The organism is Pseudomonas sp. NPDC090755, assembly GCF_044769005.1.
In the GTDB taxonomy this organism is placed as follows: Bacteria; Pseudomonadota; Gammaproteobacteria; order Pseudomonadales; family Pseudomonadaceae; genus Aquipseudomonas.
Window position 1 is genome coordinate 1 of sequence record NZ_JBIVXC010000030.1, and the last position, 22,395, is coordinate 22,395.

Consider the following 22,395-nt stretch of genomic DNA (forward strand, 5'->3'; position numbering starts at 1 on the left):
CCCCCCCCCCCCCCCCCCCCCCCCCCCCCCCCCCCCCCCCCCCCCCCCCCCCCCCCCCCCCCCCCCCCCCCCCCCCCCCCCCCCCCCCCCCCCGCCGCTCCTACAGGCAGTCGATCGCAGCCTGGCGGCAGCGGCTACACAGAATGACGGCGACCATCGCTGGCTCTTGTGGGAGCTGGCGAAGCCTGCGACAAGGCTCTCACGCCTTGCGCAAACGCCCCAGCTCCGCCATCCCCACCTTCAACAACCGCGCCGTCCGGCTCTCGGCCAGCGCCTCCAGCCCCTGCTCCGCCGGCAGCCGGGCCATCTGCCCGGCCAGGTTCATCGCCAGGGCTTCACGCGAGTACACCCCGCCGCCCAATTGATAGACCGCCGCAATCAACTCACGCAACTCCAGCGGCAAGCGCCAGCGTGTACGCAAGGCTGACCCGAAGGCGGCGCCAAACTCGTTGAGCGACAATTCGACGGCATCTTCATCCAGCTCGCCCCCGGCAAGGCGCCATTCCTGCAGGCAGCGCAGCAGCGCCAGATCGCCCAGGCAATGCAGCAGGCCTGCGCAGTAGCACCGTTCCTGGTCCAGTTCGAGCATGCGGGCCAGGGTCCGCGCGTATTCGGCGGTGTGCAGCGACAGCGCCCAGAAGTGCTCGGCATGGTCCGACAACAACGGGTCGCTCAGGCGAGCGCTGCGCTTGAGCGCCAGGCCCAGGATCAGGTTCATGCTCTGGGTGGTGCCCAGTTTGTTCAGCGCCTGCATCAGCGTCTGCACGGCAGCATCGCGGTGCAAGGCGGCGCTGTTGGCCGCGGCGATCAGCACGGCGGTGATCTGCGGGTCGTTGCGGATCTCTTCTTCCAGGGTCTTGAGATTGAGCCCCTGCGGATTGAGGCTGCGCTTGATCGCCTGCTGCACGTCCGCCAGCAGCGGGCCGCCATCGGCGGTAGCGCGGCGCCCTTCCAGAAAGCGCGCCAAGGTCATGCCCGGTTGCAGCGCCGGCATCGGACAGGCGATCTCCTCGCCGACCTTGAGCAACAACTCTTCCAGGCGATGACGCAGGGAGTCCATGTTCAGCGGCTTGCTCAAGTAGGCGGTGGGGGCGAACGGCAACGCCTCGCGCACACTGGCGCTGTCGCTGCGGTTGCTCATCAGGATGAACGGCAAATGCGGTTGGCGGCCCTTGGCCCGCACGTTGCGCAACAGGTCCAGACCATCGCCGCCGGGCAACTCGCGGGCGGCGATGATCAGGTCCGGCTTGCTGGCCAGGGCCGCCAGCGCCTGGGAGCCATCGGCACATACCTGCAAACGGGCATCGCAACGCACGCTGAGCAACATCTGGCTGAGCATCTCCCGTACCCAGGGATCGCCTTCGGCAATCAACACACAGGGTGCCACGGGTGGGTTGGCAACGCTCATACTCGACTCTCCAATTCTCTGCACGCAGTCCAGTGCGCCTTCCTGGGCGTCTCCAATCTGGGAACCTTAACCCCCCGGCATTCCTTTGGGCGAAAAAAAACCCGCCGAAGCGGGTTTTTCTTCTACTGCGTCACAGTTTACGCGAGTTCTGCGAAGCACTCTTCGATGATTGCCAGACCTTTGTCCAGTTGCTCATCAGGCGAGGTCAGCGGAACCAGGATACGCAGGACGTTGCCGTAGGTGCCGCACGACAGCAGGATCAGACCCTTGTCACGCGCCTTGGCCACAACCGAGGCGACTGCGGTCGGGTTCGGGGTGTGGGAACCGGCCTTGTCGAAGACTTCAACAGCGATCATCGAACCCAGGGCACGCACGTCACCGATGATCGGGTGCTTGTCCTGGATCTTGCGCAGGCCAGCGACCAGACGCTCGCCGACAGCCTTGCTGCGGTCCAGCAGTTTTTCTTCTTCGAACACTTCCATCACGGCCAGGGCCGCGGCGCAGGCGATCGGGCTACCGGCATAGGTGCCGCCCAGGCCGCCTGGAGCGATGGCGTCCATGTATTCGGCCTTGCCGCACACGCCGGCCAGTGGGAAGCCACCGGCGATCGACTTGGCGAAGGTGGTCAGGTCAGGCGCGACGCCCATCTGTTCCATGGCGAAGAAGGTGCCGGTACGGCCAGCGCCGGTCTGCACTTCGTCAGCGATCAGGAGGATGCCGTGCTGGTCGCACAGAGCGCGCAGACGCTTCATGAACTCTTTCGGCGCGACGTAGAAACCACCTTCGCCCTGAACCGGCTCGAGGATGATGGCAGCAATGTCACGGGCTTCTGCGTCGTTCTTGAAGATGCGCTCGATGGAAGCGATCGAGTCGTCGATGCTCACACCGTGCAGCTCGTTCGGGTACAGGGCGCGGAAGATACCGCCTGGCATCAGGCCCATGCCGGCCGAGTAAGGCACGACTTTACCGGTCAGGCCCAGGGTCATCATGGTACGGCCGTGGTAAGCGCCGGTGAAGGCGATCACGCCAGCGCGGCCAGTGGCGGCACGGGCGATCTTGATGGCGTTCTCAACGGCTTCGGAACCGGTGGTGACCAGCAGGGTTTTCTTGGCGAAGTCGCCTGGAACGCGAGCGTTGATCTTTTCGCACAGCTCGACGTAAGGCTCGTAGGCCAGGACCTGGAAGCAGGTGTGGGTCAGCTTGTGCAGTTGGGCTTCAACGGCAGCGATGATCTTCGGATGCACGTGACCGGTGTTCAGTACCGCGATACCGCCGGCGAAGTCGATGAACTCGCGGCCTTCGACGTCAGTCACGGTGGCGTTCTTCGCCGTGTCGGCGAAGATCGGGTGGATCTGGCCAACACCGCGTGGAACAGCGGCGACACGACGTTGCATCAAAGATTCGTTGGTCTTGCTCATAGTGTCCTCAATGCGCCACACCCAAGGTGGCGCGATTCAAGTCGGGGTGGCCGGTATTCAACTGCGGGCAGCATGCGTTGATCGACTGCCGCAGGGGCCCAGGCCACCGTATGTACGGTGTAAAAAGGCCAGCGAGACGTCGCTCTCGCGCCCCGCTGGCAGAGGTAAAGCCTTACGCTGCGATCAGACGCTGATGCACAGGTATTTGATTTCCAGGTAGTCCTCGATGCCGTACTTGGAACCTTCGCGGCCCAGGCCCGAGGCCTTGATGCCGCCGAACGGCGCGACTTCGTTGGAGATCAGACCGGTGTTGATCCCGACCATGCCGTATTCCAGGGCTTCGGCGACACGGAACACACGGCTCATGTCACGCGCATAGAAGTACGAGGCCAGACCGAACTCGGTATCGTTGGACATGGCGATCACTTCAGCCTCGTCCTTGAAGCGGAACAGCGGTGCCAGCGGGCCGAAGGTTTCTTCCTTGGCCACGGCAGCGTCCTTCGGCACGTTGACCAGAACGGTCGGCTCGAAGAAGTTGCCTTCGATGATCTTGCCGCCGGTCAGCACCTGGGCACCTTTGCCCACGGCGTCGGCGATGTGCTCCTGGACCTTGGCCACGGCTTTCTCGTCGATCAGCGGACCAGTGGTGGTGCCAGCATCCAGACCGTTGCCGATCTTCAGCTTGGCCACAGCAGCCTTGAGCTTCTCGGCGAAGGCGTCGTAGACACCGTCCTGCACATAGATACGGTTGGCGCAGACGCAGGTCTGGCCGTTGTTGCGGTACTTGGAGATGATCGCGCCCTCGACGGCCTTGTCCAGGTCAGCGTCGTCGAACACGATGAACGGGGCGTTGCCACCCAGCTCCAGGGAAACTTTCTTGATGTCCTTGGCGCATTCGGCCATCAGCTGGCGACCGATTTCGGTGGAGCCGGTGAAGGACAGCTTGCGCACGATCGGGTTGCTGGTCAGCTCGCCGCCGACTTCGCCAGCGCTGCCGGTGACCACGCTCAGCACGCCTTTCGGAATGCCGGCACGCTCGGCCAGTTCGACCAGGGCCAGGGCGGAGTACGGGGTCTGCGAGGCAGGCTTGAGCACCATGGTGCAGCCAGCGGCCAGGGCCGGGCCGGCTTTACGGGTGATCATAGCGGCCGGGAAGTTCCACGGAGTGATCGCGGCGGTCACGCCGATCGGCTGCTTGATGACGATCAGGCGCTTGTCTGGCTGGTGGCCAGGAATGGTGTCGCCATAGATGCGCTTGGCTTCTTCGGCGAACCACTCGATAAAGGAGGCGGCATAGACGATTTCGCCCTTGGCTTCGGCCAGTGGCTTGCCTTGCTCGGTGGTCATCAGGCGGGCCAGGTCGTCCTGGTGCTCGATCATCAATTCGAACCAACGACGCAGCTTGCCAGCACGTTCCTTGGCGGTCAGCGCGCGCCAGGCCGGCAGCGCCTTCTCGGCGGCCTCGATGGCACGGCGGGTTTCAGCGGCGCCCATCTTCGGCACGGTGCCGATGATTTCGCCGGTGGCCGGGTTGTTGACCTTGATGGTCTGACCGTTGTCCGCGTCCAACCACACGCCATCGATGAAGGCTTGCTGGCGGAACAACTGGGCGTCTTTAAGCTGCATGTCGGCTTCCTTAACGGCACCGTGCAGGCACGGAGCGAATTATTGATTGTAGAAAAAGGAGAGCGTTTGAAATCTCAAACGAATCCTAGGAGCAACGAGGAGAAAGGACAATAGGGTGTTCGAAAAAAAGAACAAAAAGCGCTGTGCGGCAGCTTTTTTCAGATCAACGACAACTATAGACCGCAGAGTGTGCGAAATCGCCCACACACATTCTGACGATGGACGCCGCCAGTCTAGATGGGTATTATGGCGCCCGCGTTGCACTCGTAGCTCAGCTGGATAGAGTACTGCCCTCCGAAGGCAGGGGTCGTGGGTTCGAATCCCGCCGAGTGCGCCATCTTCCTTTCCCTTTGGTCCCAAAGGGCCGGCGTTACCGCCACGTCCCGATTGCTCCTTGTCTTTAGCACCGCGCCCCAGCCATGAGCGCGTACGGCGCTACCCGGTTCTTGCCCTACGGGCCTTGATCGACGGATGCGGGACCAGAAGGCTCAGGTGAATACCTGGGCCTTTTTATTTGCCGCCGACACAGTGTCAGATTTTGTTTCGAGCGTTCGAAATCACTGGCTGACGCTGCATCCTAGGAAATACCCTACCCGGTCTGTCGATGCCCGTCTGATTGTCCCTGGGAACGCGTACCTCTAGGCTCCAGCCCTTCACCGAAAACTCGGTGAGCGGGTGTGGTAACCCGGTGTTGTGGATCATCCCATACAGCCTATGGCGGCTGTGCGCGGGAGGCTTTCGAGCCTGCCGGGTTTGGGTGTTCCCTCGGTTTACCACCCCGCGTACAGCTGCCACCCATTCGTGTGGTAACGGATGACGGTGTCAGCTCCAACTGGAGCACCCCATGAAGAAAGTCGTACCCGATCCACCGCTAGACCACTCCACCACCACCGCCCACACCATCTTCGGCAGTTGCCAGGCTGGCCACTCTCCCCTGTTCGCCGTCTGCTCCGGCATCGCGGCCCACGACGCGCTGGTGCATGCTTCACTTTACCTGGGCTGCGCTTACGACACCGGCTACAGGGCAATGGATGACACCGATCCCGCCAGCAGGGGCTTTCTCTGGTCCACCCTGCATTCGGTGGAAATGGCCAAGGGATTGGTGGATGCGTTACTCGATGGCCTGGAAGATCGGATCACGCTGTAGCCGCTGCCGCTAGGCTGCGATCGGTGGGAGCGGCGGTACGACGACTCGACTTGCCCCGCGATTGAACGCTGCGACGCATCGCGGGGCAAGCCCGCTCCTACAAGCAGTCGATCGCAGCCTGGCGGCAGCGGCTACGGGTGTTGTGCAAATTGTTCCAGCAGCAACGCCAATAACAAGGCAAAATGCCATTAACTGATTCGCATTCAATGAATCAGGTGTCTGGAACATATTCACAAGAAGGATCTTTATGAAGCGGTTCGCTTTGACCCCCGCCAGGCTGGTCGGGATGTTGTGCTGTCTGTTCGCGTTCTCCCTGGCCCAGGCCAAGGATGATGGAACCGACCCCTCCGTCACCATCGAAAAGGAAATCCAGCGTACGGTCGTTGCCGATGACGGCAGTTTCGAGACCACCCAGGAGCTGGTCTACCTGATCAACGAAGAGCGCGCGATCAAGGCCAAGGCCCAACATGCGCTGCCCTACAACCGCACCCTGGAAAGCCTCGACGTCATCCAGGCCTATACCCAGAAGCCGGATGGTCGCAAGGTGGTGGTCAGCCCCGAGCAGATCAAGGAACAGCAAGAGCAGCAATCGGCCAAGGCGCCGATGTTCTTCGACAGCCTGGTCAAAGTGGTGATCTTCCCGGACGTGGCGGTGGGCGATCGCCTGGTCCTGAGCGTCAAGAAGCGGCGCAACACCGCGTTGTTCCCCGGTCAGTTCGAAGACCTGGCCATGCCGCAGTTCCACCCGACCCGGCAGTTCACCCTGATCTACGACCTGCCCGATTCCCTCAAACTGCATGCCGATGCCAAAGGCTTCGAGGCCAGCACGCCCAAGACTGCTGCCGGACGCACGGTGTACCGGTGGGATTACGTGCAAGGGGATAACGCCCGAACCGAACTTGGCTCGGTGGCCTACTCGGACTATGGCAAGTACCTGGCCGTCTCTACCTTCAATGACTACAGCGCGTTCGCCAAGGCCTACGCCGCACGGGCCAAGAGCGAGGTGACGCCGGCTATCCGCGAACTGGCCGAATCGCTCACCGCCAAGCTCGACAACCCACGGGACAAGGCCCTGGCCCTGGGAGACTGGGTGCGCCGCAATATCCGCTACGTGGCCGTTTACATCGGTGCCGGTGGTGTCGTCCCGCATGCTGCCGACACGGTGTTGAGCAACCGCTACGGCGACTGCAAGGACCACGTCGCCCTGCTCGAAGCCCTGCTGGCGGCGGTTGACATCGAAAGCAGCCCGGCGCTGGTCAACCTCGGCAATGCCTATGTACTGCCCAAGGTGCCGACCCTGGGGGTGATCAACCATGCGATCACCTATATCCCGAGCCTTGACCTGTACATGGACTCGACGTCCCCGGCCATTGCCAGCAACTACCTGCCGGTGCCGGTGCTGGACAAGCCCACCCTGCTGACCCGCACCGGCACGCTAGGCCGCACCCCGGCCACCCAGGCCAGCAAGGTCGAGAACACCATCACCTTCACCATCGCCCGCAATGGCGCTGCCGACTTCCAGCATGTGTCGACGATCGAAGGTTGGGCGGCCGAGCTGAACCGCTGGGGTTTGCGCAACATGACCCCGGCCCAGCGCGAGCAGATGGTCCAGCAGATCCTTGCGGCCTACGGCCAGAGTGGCAGTGGCAAGACCAGCAGTGACGACTTGGACGGCGAAGGCAGCTTCGCCCTCAAGGTCGAAGGGCGCAGCGAAAACCTGGTCAACCTGCCCGGCCCGATCGGCGTTCCGACCCTGAGCAGCCTGGCCGGCGGCATCGCCCAGAGTGCATTCGGCTTCGTTGCCGAAAAACAGCGGACCCAGGCCTTCACCTGCATCTCCGGCATTACCGAAGAGCAGGCACGCTTCAAGTTCCCGGCCGGAGTGAAGATCCTTGCCACGCCCAGGGCAGTTACGCTCAAGCACCCGTACCTGGACTACAGCGCCGAATACCAGCAACAGGGCAACAGCGTACTGGTCAAACGTCGCTTCGACTTCCATTACCCCAGGTCGGTCTGCAGCGTTGCCGACTACGAGAGCATGAAGCCTGTGGTGGACGCCATGCTCAATGACCTGAACAGCCAGGTGATCGTGCACAAAGGCTGATCGACCAACACCTGCCGGGCATGGGGCGGCTCGGCAGGATTTTTCCCGACATACCCGGCCCATGACGTTTTTCAATCGACTCGATGCCGCTTTCTCCCTTGCCCTGCGGCCTTCTGTACACGATTCTGTAGGTATCTGCCGTCAACCCCTCCACGCATTGCAGAGGCTTACTATGAAAACCGTGGCACAGCTCCTTAAAACCAAAGCGCAGCAGCATCACCAGGTTCATACCATCGCCCCGGATCAGATGGTGCTCGACGCACTGAGGTTGATGGCGGAGAAGAACGTCGGTGCCCTGCCGGTGGTCGAAGGTGGCCAGGTGGTGGGGATCGTCAGTGAACGCGACTACGCACGGAAGATGGTACTCAAGGGTCGCTCGTCGGTGGGTACCCCGGTCAGCGCGATCATGAGCGCACCGGTGATCACCGTCGACACGAAAAAGAACATCGACGACTGCATGAACATGATGACCGACAGCCACCTGCGGCACTTGCCGGTGGTTGAGAACGGCGAGCTGTTGGGCCTGCTGTCGATCGGTGACCTGGTCAAGGAAGCCATCGCCGAACAGGCCAGAATGATCCAGCAACTGGAACAGTACATCCGCGGCGACTGAGTCGCGGCGAACAACTTCAGCGGTATTCGCCCTCCAGCTCATCGAGCTGGTGGTCGAAGCTGCGCAGACGCGCCGACCAGGTGTACACCAGCACTTCCAGATCCCGATTGAGCACCGCTGCCCCGCCTCGGCCGCTGCTTTGCTGTGAATCGCACAGGTCCAGTTGATAACGTTCGCGGGCCATGGCTGTGGCCACGGTGGACAGCTCGCGTGCGTTGTCGAACCAGTGCCGGTGGCGGTCGTGGGTTTCCCGGTCGAGCTCCCGGCATTGGCGTTTCAGGGCTTCCAGGCTCTGCTCCAGCGGCGTGCCTTCCAGCTCCCCCATGACCTCCTGGAACGTGCGCCCGGGCTGCCAGTAGCTACCCCAGAAGTAGCGATCGAACACGGTCTCGACGCGGCGCAGGGCAACCTTGGTGTTCCAGATGGCGACCAGGGTGCGGCCCTGGGCCAGTTGACGCTTGTTGACCCTTAGCTGCTGCCAGGCGATCCAGGCCAGCGCCGTCAGCGCCAGCGCCCCGATCACCCCGGCGGCCGCGTAGAGGAACACCAGGGCCTGGTCGAGCTGATAGGCCTGTTTGACTCCATAGAAATAACCGGCGGTCAGCAAGCCCAAAGCTGTTGCGACACACCAGAAGCCGACGGCGTAGGGATCTTTCATTGGCGCTATCCCCCTGTTGTTTTTTCCTGAGCATAGCAACGCCAAACACCGGTTTCAGGTGCCGCTCAGCGTTTATTTTCTAGGACGCCTGAGGGCCTCGTTGAGCTGGTCGAACAGTTCCGCCCAATCGGCATCGTCATTGATGCTTTGTTGCAGAAAGGCTTTCTGACTGGAGTTCCAGAACGGCGCATCGACCAGTTTTATTTCCCCCTTGAGCGGAGAATGGGTGGTGATGAACTGGTCGATGCCGACGGGATCGTCAGGCAGGCCCAGTTGTTTGAACAATTCCGAAAACTTGTGGTTGGGTGCTTCCATGGGTCACTCCTTAAGGCCAGGCGGGGCATCCACGACGCCTGCCTGGCGGTGGGTTGATCATCAGCAAACCTCGCGCACTTCGGCGTGAGGCACCAGTTTCAGGTACTCCGACACTTTCATGTGGATCAGGTGATCGTGATCACCGGCTTCGACGTAGATGTCGTCCTGGCGGGTCAAGGTCGGGTCGACCAGCATCTTGAGCGAGTAAGCATCGCCCATCGCCGGAATGGCGCCCCGTTCGCAGTCGCCGAACAGGTGAGGAAGATTGCTTTCGCTCGTCATGTGCCACTGCCCGGTGACAGGCACCTTGCTCATGTCCAGATGGCGGTTGGCCGGCAGCACAGCCATCAGGTAGTTGCCATGGCGGTCGTCGAGCATGACCGACTTGGCCACCCGCTCGGCAGGCACTCCGGCCAGGCGTGCCGATTCCAGGCTGGTGGACGAGTGCGCGTGAGGAACGATGTCATAGTCGCAGCCTGCCTTGTCCAGGCATAGCTGCAGGGTTTTTGCCATACGCATGATGCACCTCCGGATACTACTCCCCCACTCCTGAAGTTTAGGCCGTGTAGCCTGAGGCAGCCGACTAAACTTAGAGGACACGCACAGACCGGGTGAATTCAGGTGATCGCTCGCTGGTGTCGGCACCTGCTGCTTCTGCTCCTGCTCGGCGCGCTACCGGGCGGCCAGGCTGCGCCGGGGCACCCGGTGTTGGTACTGAGTATCAATGACGCCATTGGTCCGGCCAGCGCCGACTATCTGATACGCGGTCTTGAGCACGCCAAGGCCGACCAGGCGCAACTGGTGGTGATCCGCCTCGACACCCCTGGCGGGCTGGACAGCTCGATGCGCGAGATCATCAAGGCGATCCTGGCCAGCCCCGTGCCGGTCGCCAGCTTCGTCGCCCCCAGCGGCGCCCGTGCCGCCAGCGCCGGGACCTACTTGCTGTACGCCAGTCACGTCGCGGCCATGGCCCCGGGCACCAACCTGGGGGCCGCCACGCCGGTGCAGATCGGCGGCCTGCCCGGCACACCCAAGGACCCTGCCGCACCTCCAGCGGCACCGACCGGCGACAAGCAGGCACCGCGCAGCGAACAGGACACCCTGACCCGCAAGCAGGTCAACGATGCGGCCGCCTACATCCGCAGCCTGGCCCAGTTGCGCGGGCGTAACGCCGACTGGGCCGAACAGGCGGTGCGCGAGGCCGTCAGCCTGCCGGCCAGCGAGGCCCTGCGCTTGAAGGTGGTCGACCTGGTGGCCAATGACCTACCCGACCTGCTGCGCCAGCTCGACGGCAAGACCCTGGAGGCCGCCGGCCAATCCGTGCAACTGCACACCCGCAATGCGCTGCTGGTAGAACGCCAGCCGGACTGGCGCACACGGCTGCTGGCGATCATCACCAACCCCAGTGTGGCGCTGATCCTGATCATGATCGGGGTCTACGGCCTGATGTTCGAGTTCATGAGCCCGGGCTCCGGGGTGGGCGGGGTGATCGGTGGCATCTGCCTGTTGCTGGCCTTGTACGCGCTGCAATTGCTACCGGTCAGCTATGCCGGCGCGGCCCTGATCCTGCTGGGCCTGGCCTTCATGATCGCCGAGGCGTTCCTGCCCAGCTTCGGCGTGGTCGGCTTCGGCGGCATTGTCGCCTTCGTGGTCGGCGCGGTGATCCTCATGGACACCGATGTACCGGGTTTCGGCATTCCGCTGCCGCTGATCCTGACCCTGGCCCTGCTCTCGGCCCTGTTGCTCGGCGGTGTGCTGGGCATGGCCATCAAAGCGCGCAGGCGGGCGCTGGTCAGCGGCGATGCCGGTCTGGTCGGCAGCCTGGCCACGGTCATGGCGGTCAACGACAGCGATCCGTACATCGGTTCGGTGCAAGTACAGGGTGAACAGTGGCAGGCCCAGTGCCAGACGCCACTTATGGTCGGACAACGCGTCCGGGTGATCTCACGCAAAGGCGTACTACTGGACGTCAGCGCTGCGGCGGATGCCGTGGCGCGAGGAGACTGAGCATGTTCTTCGAACTGGGCTTTGGTGCAGTGCTAGCGCTGACGGCGGTGCTGTTGCTGTCGGCGTTTCGCATCCTGCGCGAATACGAGCGGGGCGTGGTGTTCCAGCTGGGACGCTTCTGGCGGGTCAAGGGGCCGGGGCTGGTGCTGCTGATTCCGGGCGTGCAGCAGATGGTCCGGGTCGACCTGCGCACCGTGGTGCTGGATGTACCGCCGCAGGACGTGATCACCCGCGACAACGTCTCGGTGAAGGTCAATGCAGTGCTCTACTTTCGCGTGCTCGACCCGCAGAAGGCGATCATCCAGGTCGAGGACTTTCTCATGGCCACCAGCCAGCTGGCCCAGACCACCCTGCGTGCGGTGCTCGGCAAACATGAACTGGACGAGCTGCTGGCCGAGCGGGAACGCCTGAACCTGGACATCCGCCAGGTGCTCGATGCCCAGACCGATGCCTGGGGGATCAAGGTGGCCAACGTCGAGATCAAGCATGTCGACCTCAATGAGTCGATGATCCGCGCCATCGCCCGCCAGGCCGAAGCAGAACGCGAGCGGCGGGCCAAGGTGATCCATGCCGAAGGTGAGTTGCAGGCGTCGGAAAAGCTGATGCAGGCGGCGGAAATGCTCGGTCGCCAGTCGGGGGCCATGCAACTGCGTTACATGCAGACGTTGGGCAGCATCGCAGGAGACAAGTCGTCGACCATTGTCTTCCCGTTGCCGATCGATCTGCTCAAAGGGTTTGCAGATAAGTGAGCTATCGCGGGGCAAGCCCGCTCCTACAGGGTGTAGGAGCGGGCTTGCCCCGCGATTGCGATTTACCAGCCACCGCCCAGAGCCAGGAACAAACCGATCTGCCCCATCGCCACCTGGGTATTGGCCGCCGCCAGTTGCGCGCGCATGTCGGTATAAGTCCGGGTGGCCTGCAGGTCGGCCAGGAAGGATTCCCGTCCGGCCTGGTAGTAACGGTGGGTCTGGTCGGCCGCCAGCTGCGCCGAGCGTTCGGCGTCGGCCAGGGCATCGCGTCGGTCGAGCAAGGCGCTGTACTTGGCCAGGCTGGTCTGGGTCTCGCGGATGGCATTGAGCACCACCCCGTCGAAATGCGCCAGCGCCGCCTGGGTCGAGGCCTCGGCCTCGCGGATCCGCGCCCGTGAGCCGTTGGTCGGTACGGTCCAGGTCAGCAACGGGCCGAAGCCCCAGCGGTTGGTGGCCGGCTCGCCTAGGTTTTCCAGGATACCGATGGTGCCAACCTGGGCGCCGATGCTGATATCCGGATAGAGCTGGCCGGTGGCCACGCCAATGGTCGCCGTGGCCGCCGCCAGATGCCGCTCGGCCTGGCGGATGTCCGGACGCCGCTTGAGCAAGGCGGCACCGTCGCCCACCGGAATGATCTGGGCAATATGGGGCAGCTCTGCGCACTCGGCGGTGCCGGCCGGCAGTTGCGCCACCGGCTTTTCCAGCAGCATCGACAGGGTATACAGGCCTGCCTCACGGAAGGCCTGGTAACGCGGCAACTCGGCGCGCAGGGATTTGTACTGGGTCTGCGAACGGGTCACCTGGGTTTCGTCGCCGCGGCCGGCATCGCGCAGGCGCTGGGTCAGGGCCACTTGTTGCTCCTGCAGGTCCAGGGACTCGTGGGCGATGTGGTATTCCTCGTTGGCCGCGCAGACCTGGGTGTAGGCGCGCACCACTTCTGCAACCAGGGTGATGCGTGCGGTATCGGCTGCAGCCTGGGTGGCATCGGCATTGGCCTGGGCTGCTTCGACGCCCCGCTTGAGGGTGCCCCACAGGTCGAACTGGTAGGACGCGCTGAGGATGGCTTCACCGATGTTCGCCACCGGGACCTTTTCCGGCAGCAGGAAGGCTTCGCCCGATTCCTGCAAACGCTGGGCGCCGAGCTTCACGCCGCCATTCAAGCCTCCTCGGGCCTGGGCCTCTTCGACCTGGGCGCGGGCGCGGGCAAGGTTGGCGGCGGCGACGCGCAGTTCACTGTTGGCAGCCAGGGCCTGGCTGACCAAGGCATCGAGCCGTGGGTCCTGGTACAGGTGCCACCAGTCCCGGGGCACCGGTGCGGAGACCACGCTGTCGGCATCCTGGCGCAGCGGACCTTGCAGGTCGGCACGCTGGATCGCTGCGTCTTCGGGCAGCGTGTAATCCGGCCCGACCATCTGACAGGCCGACAGCAGCAGGCTCAGGCCCAGCAGCGACAGGCGTTTCATGGGCGGCTACCGTCGATGATCGACACGGTCGCGGTGCGCCCGGCGATCATGCGAAAGTCCTGGGGCACTTCGTCGAAGGCAATCCGCACCGGAATCCGCTGGGCCAGGCGTACCCAACTGAAGGCCGGGTTGACGTTGGGCAGCAGGTTGGCGCCGCTGCTGCGGTCACGGTCCTCGATGCCGGCGGCAAAGCTCTGCACGTGTCCGCGCAGCCGGGCATTGTCCCCCATCACGCGGATATCCACGGCCTGGCCGATCTGGATGCCGGCCAGCTTGGTTTCTTCGAAGTAGCCATCGACGTGGTAGGAGTCGCTGTCGACCACCGACAGCACCGGCTTGCCCGCACTGACGAACTCATGGGCGCGCGGGGCGCGGTCGTTGAGGTAGCCATCGACCGGGCTGCGCACCACCGAGCGGTCCAGGTTGAGCTGGGCCGCATCCACCGCCACCTGGGCCTCGGCCAGTGCCGACTGCGCCCGCGCCTCGCGGGACTGGCTTTCTTCCAGTTGCTCCTGGGCCACCAGGTTACCGAGGTTACGGTTGCGCCGGGCCTCACGCTGAGACTGGGCCAGGGTTTCCTTGCGTTCGGCCAGGGTCGCCTGGGCCTGGCGCAAGGCCAGGCGGAAGCGGTCCTGGTCGATGGTGAACAGCACATCGCCGCGCTTGACCACCTGGTTGTCGCGTACGTCGACCTGCTGGATCAACCCGGACACGTCCGGGGCGATCTGGATCACGTCGGCGCGGATATGCCCGTCCCGGGTCCAGGGGGCGAACATGTAATACAGGACCATCTGCCAGACCAGTACGGTCGCCAGTGTCACTACCAACAGGGTCAGGACCACACGGCCCAGGGTCAGCAAGGGTTTCTTCATGGCAGCATCAGGTTTCGGCAAAAGTGATCGACCGTGCCGAGCAGCACGGCGTAGAGCGCAACGTTGAACAGTGCCCGGTGCCAGACCAGGCGATAGAAATGAACCCGGGTGAGCAGCGCGTGCACCCCGAGAAACAACAGGTAGGTGAGGACCATCATCACCAGCAGCGTGGGCAGGAACACCCCACTGATATCCAGATCACCGATCACAGGGGCGCTCCGTCGATGCCATAGGGCAGTTGTGGCGGGTCTCCGGCGGGCTCCAGCACCACCTCGACCCCGGGCAGCAAGGCCAGGCGCAGGCCGCTCAGGGCGTGCAGCAGGTGCACCCGGGCATCGCCACTGCCGGCCAGGTCGTCAAGGTTCAGGGCGCGGCGGGCCTGCTCCATGCTTTGCAGCAACACCTCGGGCGCGTGCAGGCGACGGCGGGCATCCAGGCAGGCCTGGAAATGCTCGCCCACCTCCTGCACCACCTGTTCCAGCCTGAGCCGTGGCTGCGCGCCGACCCGCGGCATGTAGGCCAGCAGGTCCAGCAGGTTCAGGCCCACACGCAGATCGCGCAGGGCGCTACCGGTGTCCTGGCCGGTCTGGGTCAGGCGCGGCAGGTGCTGCATCAGGCGGTCGAGCATCTGCACGCCGAGGCGGCGGTGTTCGGCCAGGGTCGCCGGGCGGGTCATGCCGACGATGTCGCTCCAGCTGAAGCGGGTCAGGCGCTTGGCCGCCAGCTCCACGCCGAACGGACGCATCACCAGGGTCCAGAGGAAGGCGAACAGCAGCCCCACGGGACCTGCCAGGTTGGCGTTGATGAAGGTCAGGAAGTTGGCGTCGTAGGCGCCCTGGATGCTGATGAACGAGGCGGTGTTGACAATGGTCAGCAAGGTGCCCAGGTAGAACTGCGGCTGCACCGTCAAGGTGCCGACACAGATGAACGGCACGGCAAAGGCCAGCACCAGCATCGGGAAGTCGTGCAGGTTGGGCAGCACCAGGAACAGGTAAAGACTGGCGAATACCACCGAAGCCGCCGTCCAGAAGAAGAACCGGTAGATCTGCGGCGCCGGGTCGTCCATGGCGGCGAAGAAGCTGCAGGCCACTGCAGCGAGGATCACTGCGCTGCCGCCGTCATTCCAGCCCAGCAGGATCCACAGGGTGGTGGCGGCGATGATTGCGGTGACGGTGGAGAACACCGAATAAAGCATCAACCCGCGGTCGAAGAACGGGGTCAGCCGGCCCAGGCGCCAGTGCCGGTAGACCGCGCGCCAGGGCGACAGGTCTTCGTTGCGTATGGCGTGTTGCAGGCTGCAGCAGTCCTGCCACAGGTCGACCCATTCGGCCAGGCGATAGAGCGCATTGGACAGCAGCAGCGAAGCGCGCTGGTCCAGGGCCGCGGCGCCGGGCTGCATATGCTCGAGCTGGACGCGCAGGGCCGACCAGCGGCCTGGCTCGGCATCAGCGGCCGTGCCCTGCAGCCAGTCACGGGCCTGCGCCAGCATCGGCTGCAACTGTTCGGCCTCTACCGGCGCCCGGGCCTCGAGCGCCAGCAAGGCGTCGTCCAGGGCATCGACCACCGGCAGCAAGTGGATCATGCGGCCACGCAACTCTCGGGCATTCTTCACCGTCTGCGGACGGGCGCCTTCATGGGACAACTGGCCGATCATCACCTCCAGGGAGTTGAAGGTGGCAACCATCTGGGCGCGCAGGCTGCCGACGGTCTCGGCGGCGGTTTCACGGGCGAGAAAGGTGTCGCTGTAGCGGGTCGCCGCGCTGAACCAGTTGCCGGTAGCGCCAACCAGCACCGGCGTCAGCCGCCGGGGCCAGAAGATCGCCCCGACCACCGCCGCACAGACGATGCCCAGGCAGATTTCCTGGGCCCGGGACGAGGCGATGTCGAACACCATCAACGGGTTGTCGACCACCGGCAGGGCGATCATCGGCAAGGTATAGCCGGCGAGCATCAGCGCATAGCTGTTGGCGGTGCGCAGGTGCAGGGAGAGAAACAGCAAGGTGCCGGTCCACAAGGCGATGGCCACCGTCAGCAGCACCGGCGCCTGCACCAGCAGCGGCACCAGGAACACTGCGCCGGCGGCGCCCAACAGGGTGCCCAGGGCACGGTACAGTGCCTTGGAGCTGGTCGGCCCGACGAAGGGGCTGGAAACGATATAGACCGTGGCCATGGCCCAGTAAGGGCGCGGTAACTGCATGAGCAAGGCGATGTACAGGGCGATCATCGACGCGGCAAAAGTGCGCACGCCATAGAACCAGTCACGCGCAGGCGGCAGGGAGCTGAAAAAGCCCTTCAAGAAAGTACACCCGGGGTCATTGCGACATTCATAGTTTGCTAACTATCAATATTCTTCGATCCACCTCCTCCGCGTCAAGCGTGGCTGACCAGCGTCGGCCTCATGGCTGCAATTGATCATCCAGTTTCATGGTCAGCGCCAACGTGCTGCCCAGGTCAATGGCCTGGTCGCGCCAGAACAGGTAGCGCAAGGCGTTACCGGAAACACTGAAATGCACCGCCAGCTCTTCGGCAGCCTGCATCACCCCGGCCACGGCGGCCAGCTCCAGCCAGTACACTGCGGAGCGTTGATCGGCCGCCACGTTCTGCCCGTGCAACTGCCGGTAGCCCACCTCGAACCGGCAGCGTGCCTCGCCACGTTGCGCGCCGCGCAGGAACCAGCGGTAAGCCTGGTGCAGGTCGACCGTCCACTCCTGGCTGTCGCTGTCGCAAATTTCCTCTTCGTAGAGATCGCCCAGGGCGGCGGCGGCCTGCTCAAGGCCGCGCTCGAAGGCTTGCTGGTAGTACTCGGCGGCCGTGGCGTAGGCCACCTCGACCCCCTTGCCGAAGTAATACTGTTGGCCCAGGTTGAACCAGGCAGCCGCACTGCCCTGCAGCGCCGCCATGCGCAGCAGGTGCCCGGCCAACAGCGGGTCGGCGCGCCAGTATTTGCCGTTGAGCCAGATCCAGCCCAGGTCGTTGAGCGCTGCCACATTACCCTCCAGGGCCTGGCTGCGCAGTTCGCTGTACAACAACTGCAGGTCCGAGGCTTCTTCCAGACGGTTGATCAGGCTGAAGCTTTCGCCCAGTACCGCCCGCTGGCTGGGCATACCCACCCCGGCATACAGCCGCGGCACCTGGCCGGGCCGAATGGTCGCAGGGGTGATTCGCTCGGGCAGCAAGCGCTCAAGCAGTGGGTAGATGTTGCTGGCAGCTGACATGTTCATCCTCATTGAACAACCCACGGATCCGACAGCGGGCGTGATGAGGCGTGATTCTGCGCAGGGTCACGACAAAACCTGTCGCGAACGATTCGGTTCGGGCCAATCAACTGCATCATCCTTGATTTGAAAGCATAAATGGCTAATTGCCATATCTCTCCGCTGACGCCATGCTACAACCGCAAGCCTAGACAAGGACGCCACCTTTTGCCCTCCGCCACCACCCGTGCCACCCTCAGCCGTCAATGGGAGTTGCTGCGCCAGTTGCCCAGTCGCTCACCGGGCATTACCAGTGCCGAGCTGGTCGCACGCCTGCAGGACGCAGGCTTTACCATCAGCAAACGCAGCATCGAACGCGATCTCAACGAGCTGTCGTTGATCTTTCCGCTCGAACGAAACGACAAGAGCATTCCCTATGGCTGGTACTGGGCGGCCAGCGCCTATAGCGACGTGCAGCAGCTGGCCGTGCATCGCTCGCGCAAGCTGCACGCCAGCGACAATGCCAATGAGGGGATGCCCGATTTCGACCTGCAAGCCTACCTGCGCAGCGATGCCCCGCCCTGCGAAGCACCCGACAGGATCGAGCTGCAAGCCTGGATCAACGACAACCTGGCGCGCCTGATGCGCGAGACGCCGTTGTCTGCGGATATGCAGCTCACCCAACTGCAACACGGCCACCGCTTGCGGGCGACCGTGAGCAACAGCTGGCAGTTGCGTTGGTGGTTACTGAGCCAGGGCGATGGGCTGATCGTCGAACAGCCCCTGCCCTTGCGCCAGCAGATGGCCGAAACCCTGAGCAAGGCGGCGGCGCAGTACCAGGACGCCTGAGGCCTTCAGCGCTGCATGCCCCAGCGCCGCACGGTGAGGCGCTCCAGGGTGTTGAACACCAGGCTTTCCACCAGCAGGCCGATCAGGATCACCACCGCCAGCCCGGCGAACACTTTGTCGGTGTACAGCTCGTTGCGGTTCTGGAAGATGTACCAGCCCAGCCCGCCCTTGCCGCTGGTGGCGCCGAACACCAGCTCGGCGGCGATCAGCGTGCGCCAGGCAAAGGCCCAGCCGATCTTGAGCCCCGAGAGGATCGACGGCAGCGCCGCCGGGACAAGGATATGCACCACCAGGCGCAAACCACGCAGGCCGTAGTTGCGACCGGCCATGCGCAAGGTTTCGCTGACCCCGAGAAAGCCGGCATAGGTGTTCAGGGCCAGGGCCCAGAGCACCGAATGAACCAGCACGAAGATCAGGCTGTTGTCGCCCAGGCCGAACCAGAGCAACGCCAGGGGCAGCAGGGCGATGGCCGGTAGCGGGTTGAACATCGAGGTCAGGGTGCCGAGCAGGTCACGGCCGAACTGGGTCGACACCGCCAGGCTGGTGAGGCCGAAGGCCAGGACGATGCCCAGCAGGTAGCCCTTGAGCAGTACCACCAGCGAAACGCCGACCTTGGCCAGCAGCTCGCCGCTGATCAGGCCTTGGTACAAGGCCGTGGCGGTCTGCAGGAAGCTGGGCAACAGCAGGTCGTTGTCCTGGTAACGGGCGACGGCCTCCCAGGCCAGCGCCAGCAATACCAGGATCACGCCCTTGCGCAGCCAGCCCTGTTGCCAGAGGCGTTGCCCCAGTGACAGGTCGCGCTCCAGCGAGACATCGAGCAACGGTTCGAGCACCACCTCGTATTCCTGACGCGGTGTAGCGGATGTGGTCATGGCAGAACTCCCGGTCAGTAGGCGATGCGAATATCGGCAAAATCCAGGGCCGGCACCTGTTCGGCCTGGCCGTCATCCTCGAACAGCAGCCGGTGGATACGCCGCGCCGAAGCCTGGAAGTCGTTGCCACCGAGGCTTTGCAGGTCGTACTGGTGGCTGTGGATTTCGGCCCGTACCCGGCCGGGATGGGGCGACAACAGCAGAATCCGGTTACCCACCACCAGCGCTTCTTCAATCGAATGTGTAACGAACAGCAAGGTGAAACGCACCTCCTCCCAGAGCAGCAGCAACTCCTCCTGCATCTTGCGCCGGGTCAGGGCATCGAGCGCGGCGAAGGGCTCGTCCATCAGCAACACCTTGGGCTGCATGGCCAACGCCCGGGCAATGGCCACCCGCGCCTTCATGCCGCCGGACAGGGTGTGCGGGTAGGCGTCGGCAAAGTTCGCCAGGCCGACCTTTTCCAGGTAGTGCTCGGCCCTTGCCTGCGCTTCCTTGCGCTTGAGTGTGCCGGAGGCCAGCAAAGGGAACATCACGTTCTCCTTGACCGTTTTCCAGGGCGGCAACTGGTCGAACTCCTGGAACACCACGATGCGGTCCGGGCCCGGGCCGTTCACCGTCTGCCCCTGCAGGCGAATCACCCCCTCGACCGGTTCGATAAAACCGCCGATCGCCTTGAGCAGCGTCGACTTGCCGCAACCGGAGGGGCCCAGCAGGACAAAGCGGTCGGCCTTGTCCACTTCGAAGCTGACCTGGTGAGTGGCGCGCACCACGCGCTGCGCGGTGCGGTATTCCAGGCTGACATTGTCCACCTGCAGCAGTGCCGGCGTCGCGACGCTGCTCAACTTGCTGACCGTGTGGCCTTGCAATGAGCTGTTCATGCGTTTCAGCTCCCTTGCAGCGGCTTCTCGTCCTGGAAGAAGTAGTCCTTCCAGGATTCGGGTTTGTGCTTGATCGCGCCCACGCGGTAGAGGAACTCGGCCAGTGGGTAGGTGTTTTTCGGCGTGACGCTGAACTCGTACTGCGGGTTGTCGATGATCTTGAGCAGTGCTTCGCGGTCGATCTTGGCCTTGGTCACGCGGATGTAGGTATCGGCGGCGGCAGCCTTGTCGTTCTGGGCGAAATCCGCGGCCTCGGCCAGGGCATCGACGAAGGCCTTGTAGGTCTTGGGATTGTCCTTGCGGAACTTCTCGGTGGCGAACAGCACGGTCGGCGAGTTGGGGCCGAGCAGGTCATAGGTGTTGAGCACCACATGGACGTTCTTGTTGGCCAATACCTGGTCCTGGAACGGCGGGTTGGAGAAGTGCCCGTTCAGCTCGGTGCCGCCGGCCAGCAAGGCCGCCGTGGCGTCGGGATGGGGGACGGCCAGGGTGTACTTGTCCAGGCGTGCGTATTCCTTGTCGCCCCATTGCTTGGCGGCGGCGTACTGGAGGAACCGCGACTGTACCGAGACGCCTACTGCCGGCAGGGCAATGCGGTCCTTCTCGCTCAGGTCGGCGATGGTCTTCACATTCGGGTTGCTACTGACCAGGTAGTACGGGAAGTTGCCGAGCGAAGCCACGGCCTTGACGTTCTGTCGGCCCTGGGTGCGGTCCCAGATGGTCAGCAAAGGGCCGACGCCGGCGCCGGCGATATCGATCGAGCCGGCCAGCAAGGCATCGTTGATCGCCGAGCCACCGGACAGTTGCGTCCAGTCGACCTTGATGTCGATGCCCTGCGCCTTGCCGTGCTTCTCGATCAGGTGCTGGTCGCGCACCACATTGAGCAGCAGGTAGACGATGCCGAACTGTTCGGCGATGCGGATTTCACCTTCGGCCTGGGCCGTGGCGGGGGCGACCAGGCTGCCGGTGAGCAGGCTGGCACCCAGGGCGATACTGGCCGCCAGGCGGCTGATTGACTTGCGCATGCTGTACTCCTCGAGACTGTCAGAACGGGGCATCGCCCTGGATGGTGGTGCGGTACAGCTTGCGGCGCAGGTGCGCCGGACAGCCGGTGGCCAGATGGATCAGCGAGCGGTTGTCCCAGAACACCAGGTCGCGCGGCTGCCACTGATGGCGGTAGATGTTCTGCTCCAGCACGCTGTGGGCGTAGAGCTCGGCGAGGATCTGCCGGCTTTCGTCTTCGGGCAGGCCGATGATGCGGGTGGTGAAACCCTCACTGACGAACAACGCCTTGCGACCGTTTTCCGGATGGGTGCGCACAACGGGGTGAATCACTTCCTGCACTTGGGCCAGTTGCTCGGCGCTCAAGGTCGGCCGCCAGTTGCCTTCGAACTTGGTCTCGCTGTAGCGCGCGGTGTAGGAATGCGCCGCCTGGCGGCCCTCCACAGTCTTGCGCAGTGCCTCGGGCAGGCCGTCCCAGGCCTTGTGCATGTCGGCGAACAAGGTGTCGCCGCCTTCGCTGGGCAGTTCCTGGGCATGCAGCATCGAGCCCAGGCTTGGCAGCTCCTTGTAGGAGAGGTCCGAGTGCCAGAACTTGCCAGCATCGCCCAGGCCGATGTTCTGCCCGTTTTCGACGATGTTGGAGACGATCAGGATTTCCGGGTGCCCGGCCAGCAGGAACTGCTTGAGCACATGGATTTGCAGCACACCAAAGCGGCGGCTGAAGGCGATCTGTTGTTCGGGGGTGATGCGCTGGTCACGAAAGACCAGCACATGGTGGTCAAGGTGCGCCCGATGGATGCGGGAAAAGTCGTCGGTGCTGACCGCTCGGGTCAGGTCCAGGCCGATGATCTCGGCACCGACGGCGCCGCTGAACGGCAGGATTTCGAAGTGTTGCTGCTGTGCGCTGTCGTTGGACGACAAGGCGATGGAGGCCGCTGACATGATTCACTCCCACGCAGAGCGCGCCCAAAGGTGCGCGCATCGATCAGAAACTCACGGGGTTCCGTGTTGGTTCGGTCGTGCGGCGCGCCGATTGGTCGGCAGGTACGCAGGGAAGTGACTATAAAGTCATAAGAAAAATAATTTAAATATCTTTATTGAATAAGCATATGTGTGGGCTTCAGGCGCTCATCGCGGGGGGGGGGGGGGGGGGGGGGGGGGGGGGGGGGGGGGGGGGGGGGGGGGGCTGGGGGGGGGGGGGGGGGGGGGGGGGGGGGGGC

General features: G+C 63.9%; 21 protein-coding genes and 1 tRNA gene. 7 read left to right on the forward strand and 15 right to left on the reverse strand.

Features of this window, described 5'->3' with window-relative positions; translation table 11 throughout:
• Window positions 1-199: 199 nt before the first annotated feature.
• The 3 genes from ACIQUS_RS25785 to gabD all read right to left on the reverse strand — a co-directional run bounded on the left by ACIQUS_RS25785 (window position 200) and on the right by gabD (window position 4,452).
• Window positions 200-1,408, reverse strand: coding sequence for an HDOD domain-containing protein (locus ACIQUS_RS25785; RefSeq protein ID WP_403053551.1), 1,209 nt, complete (start codon window positions 1,406-1,408; stop codon window positions 200-202).
• A 137-nt stretch (window positions 1,409-1,545) separates the two neighbouring features.
• Window positions 1,546-2,826 (reverse strand): 4-aminobutyrate--2-oxoglutarate transaminase, encoded by a 1,281-nt coding sequence (gene gabT, locus ACIQUS_RS25790; RefSeq protein ID WP_403053554.1) that lies wholly within the window; start codon window positions 2,824-2,826, stop codon window positions 1,546-1,548.
• Between the two features lie 183 nt (window positions 2,827-3,009).
• A complete protein-coding gene (gene gabD, locus ACIQUS_RS25795; protein WP_403053557.1) occupies window positions 3,010-4,452 on the reverse strand; it encodes an NADP-dependent succinate-semialdehyde dehydrogenase in 1,443 nt (480 codons plus the stop codon).
• Between the two features lie 260 nt (window positions 4,453-4,712).
• On the opposite strand from gabD, the gene ACIQUS_RS25800 reads away from it, so the two are divergent.
• The 4 genes from ACIQUS_RS25800 to ACIQUS_RS25815 all read left to right on the forward strand — a co-directional run bounded on the left by ACIQUS_RS25800 (window position 4,713) and on the right by ACIQUS_RS25815 (window position 8,316).
• A tRNA-Arg gene (locus ACIQUS_RS25800) sits at window positions 4,713-4,789 on the forward strand.
• Between the two features lie 507 nt (window positions 4,790-5,296).
• The gene (locus tag ACIQUS_RS25805) at window positions 5,297-5,599 is read left to right on the forward strand and encodes a DUF3077 domain-containing protein (protein ID WP_403053560.1); all 303 of its coding nucleotides are present in this window, start codon (window positions 5,297-5,299) and stop codon (window positions 5,597-5,599) included.
• A 247-nt stretch (window positions 5,600-5,846) separates the two neighbouring features.
• Window positions 5,847-7,703, forward strand: a complete 1,857-nt coding sequence (locus tag ACIQUS_RS25810; RefSeq protein ID WP_403053563.1) for a DUF3857 domain-containing transglutaminase family protein — start codon at window positions 5,847-5,849, stop codon at window positions 7,701-7,703.
• Window positions 7,704-7,875: 172 nt separating this feature from the next.
• Complete coding sequence (locus tag ACIQUS_RS25815; protein ID WP_403053566.1) at window positions 7,876-8,316, forward strand: CBS domain-containing protein; 441 nt, start codon at window positions 7,876-7,878, stop codon at window positions 8,314-8,316.
• Between the two features lie 16 nt (window positions 8,317-8,332).
• Here ACIQUS_RS25815 and ACIQUS_RS25820 read toward each other — a convergent pair whose 3' ends face one another.
• From ACIQUS_RS25820 to ACIQUS_RS25830, 3 genes are all read right to left on the reverse strand, one after another.
• A complete protein-coding gene (locus ACIQUS_RS25820) occupies window positions 8,333-8,974 on the reverse strand; it encodes an NADH:ubiquinone oxidoreductase subunit N (protein WP_403053569.1) in 642 nt (213 codons plus the stop codon).
• A 72-nt stretch (window positions 8,975-9,046) separates the two neighbouring features.
• Entirely contained in the window at window positions 9,047-9,289 is a 243-nt protein-coding gene (locus ACIQUS_RS25825) for a DUF2789 domain-containing protein (RefSeq protein WP_403053571.1), read from the reverse strand.
• Window positions 9,290-9,349: 60 nt separating this feature from the next.
• Window positions 9,350-9,808 (reverse strand): aminoacyl-tRNA deacylase, encoded by a 459-nt coding sequence (locus ACIQUS_RS25830; protein ID WP_403053574.1) that lies wholly within the window; start codon window positions 9,806-9,808, stop codon window positions 9,350-9,352.
• Window positions 9,809-9,910: 102 nt separating this feature from the next.
• Here ACIQUS_RS25830 and ACIQUS_RS25835 point away from each other — a divergent pair, with 102 nt between their 5' ends.
• Together ACIQUS_RS25835 and ACIQUS_RS25840 are read left to right on the forward strand one after the other, a co-directional pair.
• Window positions 9,911-11,296, forward strand: coding sequence for a nodulation protein NfeD (locus tag ACIQUS_RS25835; protein WP_403053577.1), 1,386 nt, complete (start codon window positions 9,911-9,913; stop codon window positions 11,294-11,296).
• A gap of 2 nt (window positions 11,297-11,298) precedes the next feature.
• Window positions 11,299-12,045 (forward strand): slipin family protein, encoded by a 747-nt coding sequence (locus ACIQUS_RS25840; protein WP_285863287.1) that lies wholly within the window; start codon window positions 11,299-11,301, stop codon window positions 12,043-12,045.
• A 62-nt stretch (window positions 12,046-12,107) separates the two neighbouring features.
• Here ACIQUS_RS25840 and ACIQUS_RS25845 read toward each other — a convergent pair whose 3' ends face one another.
• The 5 genes from ACIQUS_RS25845 to ACIQUS_RS25865 all read right to left on the reverse strand — a co-directional run bounded on the left by ACIQUS_RS25845 (window position 12,108) and on the right by ACIQUS_RS25865 (window position 17,595).
• Window positions 12,108-13,508, reverse strand: coding sequence for an efflux transporter outer membrane subunit (locus ACIQUS_RS25845; protein WP_403053581.1), 1,401 nt, complete (start codon window positions 13,506-13,508; stop codon window positions 12,108-12,110).
• Entirely contained in the window at window positions 13,505-14,380 is an 876-nt protein-coding gene (locus ACIQUS_RS25850) for an efflux RND transporter periplasmic adaptor subunit (protein ID WP_403053584.1), read from the reverse strand. The genes ACIQUS_RS25845 and ACIQUS_RS25850 overlap by 4 nt, the downstream gene beginning before the upstream one ends.
• A complete protein-coding gene (locus ACIQUS_RS25855; RefSeq protein WP_285863290.1) occupies window positions 14,377-14,589 on the reverse strand; it encodes a DUF1656 domain-containing protein in 213 nt (70 codons plus the stop codon). Before ACIQUS_RS25855 ends, ACIQUS_RS25850 begins: the two co-directional genes overlap by 4 nt.
• On the reverse strand, window positions 14,586-16,676 hold the full coding sequence (locus tag ACIQUS_RS25860) for an FUSC family protein (protein WP_403053587.1): 2,091 nt from the start codon (window positions 16,674-16,676) through the stop codon (window positions 14,586-14,588). Before ACIQUS_RS25860 ends, ACIQUS_RS25855 begins: the two co-directional genes overlap by 4 nt.
• Before the next feature lie 100 nt (window positions 16,677-16,776).
• Complete coding sequence (locus tag ACIQUS_RS25865) at window positions 16,777-17,595, reverse strand: tetratricopeptide repeat protein (RefSeq protein WP_403053590.1); 819 nt, start codon at window positions 17,593-17,595, stop codon at window positions 16,777-16,779.
• Between the two features lie 207 nt (window positions 17,596-17,802).
• On the opposite strand from ACIQUS_RS25865, the gene ACIQUS_RS25870 reads away from it, so the two are divergent.
• Complete coding sequence (locus ACIQUS_RS25870; protein WP_403053593.1) at window positions 17,803-18,423, forward strand: WYL domain-containing protein; 621 nt, start codon at window positions 17,803-17,805, stop codon at window positions 18,421-18,423.
• A gap of 5 nt (window positions 18,424-18,428) precedes the next feature.
• On the opposite strand, the gene ACIQUS_RS25875 is transcribed toward ACIQUS_RS25870, so the two are convergent.
• Genes ACIQUS_RS25875 through ACIQUS_RS25890 form a run of 4 tightly spaced genes read right to left on the reverse strand, consistent with a single transcriptional unit; the run spans window position 18,429 to window position 22,117 of the window.
• On the reverse strand, window positions 18,429-19,295 hold the full coding sequence (locus ACIQUS_RS25875; protein WP_403053596.1) for an ABC transporter permease: 867 nt from the start codon (window positions 19,293-19,295) through the stop codon (window positions 18,429-18,431).
• A 14-nt stretch (window positions 19,296-19,309) separates the two neighbouring features.
• Window positions 19,310-20,173 (reverse strand): ABC transporter ATP-binding protein, encoded by an 864-nt coding sequence (locus ACIQUS_RS25880; RefSeq protein ID WP_403053599.1) that lies wholly within the window; start codon window positions 20,171-20,173, stop codon window positions 19,310-19,312.
• Between the two features lie 5 nt (window positions 20,174-20,178).
• Window positions 20,179-21,198 (reverse strand): ABC transporter substrate-binding protein, encoded by a 1,020-nt coding sequence (locus ACIQUS_RS25885; RefSeq protein ID WP_403053602.1) that lies wholly within the window; start codon window positions 21,196-21,198, stop codon window positions 20,179-20,181.
• A 19-nt stretch (window positions 21,199-21,217) separates the two neighbouring features.
• Window positions 21,218-22,117, reverse strand: coding sequence for a TauD/TfdA dioxygenase family protein (locus tag ACIQUS_RS25890; RefSeq protein ID WP_403053604.1), 900 nt, complete (start codon window positions 22,115-22,117; stop codon window positions 21,218-21,220).
• Between the last annotated feature and the right edge of the window lie 278 nt (window positions 22,118-22,395).

Coding starts and splice junctions, on each gene's coding strand:
- ACIQUS_RS25785 (WP_403053551.1), bottom strand. CDS start 1,408: ATGAGCGTTGCCAACCCACCCGTGGCACCCTGTGTGTTGATTGCCGAA.
- gabT (WP_403053554.1), bottom strand. CDS start 2,826: ATGAGCAAGACCAACGAATCTTTGATGCAACGTCGTGTCGCCGCTGTT.
- gabD (WP_403053557.1), bottom strand. CDS start 4,452: ATGCAGCTTAAAGACGCCCAGTTGTTCCGCCAGCAAGCCTTCATCGAT.
- ACIQUS_RS25805 (WP_403053560.1), top strand. CDS start 5,297: ATGAAGAAAGTCGTACCCGATCCACCGCTAGACCACTCCACCACCACC.
- ACIQUS_RS25810 (WP_403053563.1), top strand. CDS start 5,847: ATGAAGCGGTTCGCTTTGACCCCCGCCAGGCTGGTCGGGATGTTGTGC.
- ACIQUS_RS25815 (WP_403053566.1), top strand. CDS start 7,876: ATGAAAACCGTGGCACAGCTCCTTAAAACCAAAGCGCAGCAGCATCAC.
- ACIQUS_RS25820 (WP_403053569.1), bottom strand. CDS start 8,974: ATGAAAGATCCCTACGCCGTCGGCTTCTGGTGTGTCGCAACAGCTTTG.
- ACIQUS_RS25825 (WP_403053571.1), bottom strand. CDS start 9,289: ATGGAAGCACCCAACCACAAGTTTTCGGAATTGTTCAAACAACTGGGC.
- ACIQUS_RS25830 (WP_403053574.1), bottom strand. CDS start 9,808: ATGCGTATGGCAAAAACCCTGCAGCTATGCCTGGACAAGGCAGGCTGC.
- ACIQUS_RS25840 (WP_285863287.1), top strand. CDS start 11,299: ATGTTCTTCGAACTGGGCTTTGGTGCAGTGCTAGCGCTGACGGCGGTG.
- ACIQUS_RS25845 (WP_403053581.1), bottom strand. CDS start 13,508: ATGAAACGCCTGTCGCTGCTGGGCCTGAGCCTGCTGCTGTCGGCCTGT.
- ACIQUS_RS25850 (WP_403053584.1), bottom strand. CDS start 14,380: ATGAAGAAACCCTTGCTGACCCTGGGCCGTGTGGTCCTGACCCTGTTG.
- ACIQUS_RS25865 (WP_403053590.1), bottom strand. CDS start 17,595: ATGTCAGCTGCCAGCAACATCTACCCACTGCTTGAGCGCTTGCTGCCC.
- ACIQUS_RS25875 (WP_403053596.1), bottom strand. CDS start 19,295: ATGACCACATCCGCTACACCGCGTCAGGAATACGAGGTGGTGCTCGAA.
- ACIQUS_RS25880 (WP_403053599.1), bottom strand. CDS start 20,173: ATGAACAGCTCATTGCAAGGCCACACGGTCAGCAAGTTGAGCAGCGTC.
- ACIQUS_RS25885 (WP_403053602.1), bottom strand. CDS start 21,198: ATGCGCAAGTCAATCAGCCGCCTGGCGGCCAGTATCGCCCTGGGTGCC.
- ACIQUS_RS25890 (WP_403053604.1), bottom strand. CDS start 22,117: ATGTCAGCGGCCTCCATCGCCTTGTCGTCCAACGACAGCGCACAGCAG.